Origin of the sequence: Pseudomonas sp. FIP_A4, assembly GCF_036701605.1 — a bacterium.
In the GTDB taxonomy this organism is placed as follows: Bacteria; Pseudomonadota; Gammaproteobacteria; order Pseudomonadales; family Pseudomonadaceae; genus Stutzerimonas; species Stutzerimonas phenolilytica.
In genome coordinates this window covers 1-543 of the sequence record NZ_JAYDXP010000078.1, presented here as the reverse complement: position 1 = coordinate 543, position 543 = coordinate 1, and the positions used below count along the sequence as shown (strand labels likewise).

Here is a 543-nt window from a genome sequence, read left to right as displayed (position 1 = left end):
GGCGAGGCGACCCCGGTGGCGATCATCGTCGCGCCTTCGGGTAGGTAGGCAGCGATGCCGAGCGCTTCAAGCGCTTCTTCCATCTGATGCTCGAGGGCGGCGTCTATCTGGCGCCCAGCGCCTTTGTGCCAAGTTTCGTGGCCCGCGGTCGTAACGTTTCAATGTTGCATCGCAGTCTGAAACAGATGGCGCAGGAAGCCAGTGCGTAACAAGCGAGCGGTACGATACAGGGGCATCGGCCTCGATCTGATCCTGCTGCAGGTACAGCTCGCTGCGATTGCCTTCCTTGAGAAGGGTCATGCTGACCGATAGGTCAGCGGCGGACTTTATCAGCCTCGCCCTCGTTTGGGAAGCTCCCAAACACACAAGCTCCAGTGCCGGTCATGCTTGCCGGAACGAATTTGTTCAGCACTGACGGACGACAAACCGAGCGATCCCTGTGAGCTGCTTCTCGATGACGATCTGTCCGCCAGCATCGATCAGTGGCTTTCCGATCTGACCGAAAAGCAGCGTGAAGTGGTTGTGCGTCGTTTCGGGCTGCGC

General features: G+C 59.3%; 3 pseudogenes. 2 read left to right on the top strand and 1 reads right to left on the bottom strand.

Annotated elements, in window-relative coordinates:
- Positions 1-44 precede the first annotated feature (44 nt).
- Positions 45-143: pseudogene (locus U8L64_RS20230) on the top strand (hypothetical protein); the annotation flags it as partial.
- Between the two features lie 179 nt (positions 144-322).
- On the opposite strand, the pseudogene U8L64_RS00610 reads toward U8L64_RS20230, so the two are convergent.
- Positions 323-412, bottom strand: a pseudogene (locus U8L64_RS00610) (4-(cytidine 5'-diphospho)-2-C-methyl-D-erythritol kinase); the annotation flags it as partial.
- Here U8L64_RS00610 and U8L64_RS00605 point away from each other — a divergent pair.
- A pseudogene (locus U8L64_RS00605) lies at positions 400-543 on the top strand (RNA polymerase sigma factor RpoS); the annotation flags it as partial. The pseudogenes U8L64_RS00610 and U8L64_RS00605 sit on opposite strands and share 13 nt — an antisense overlap.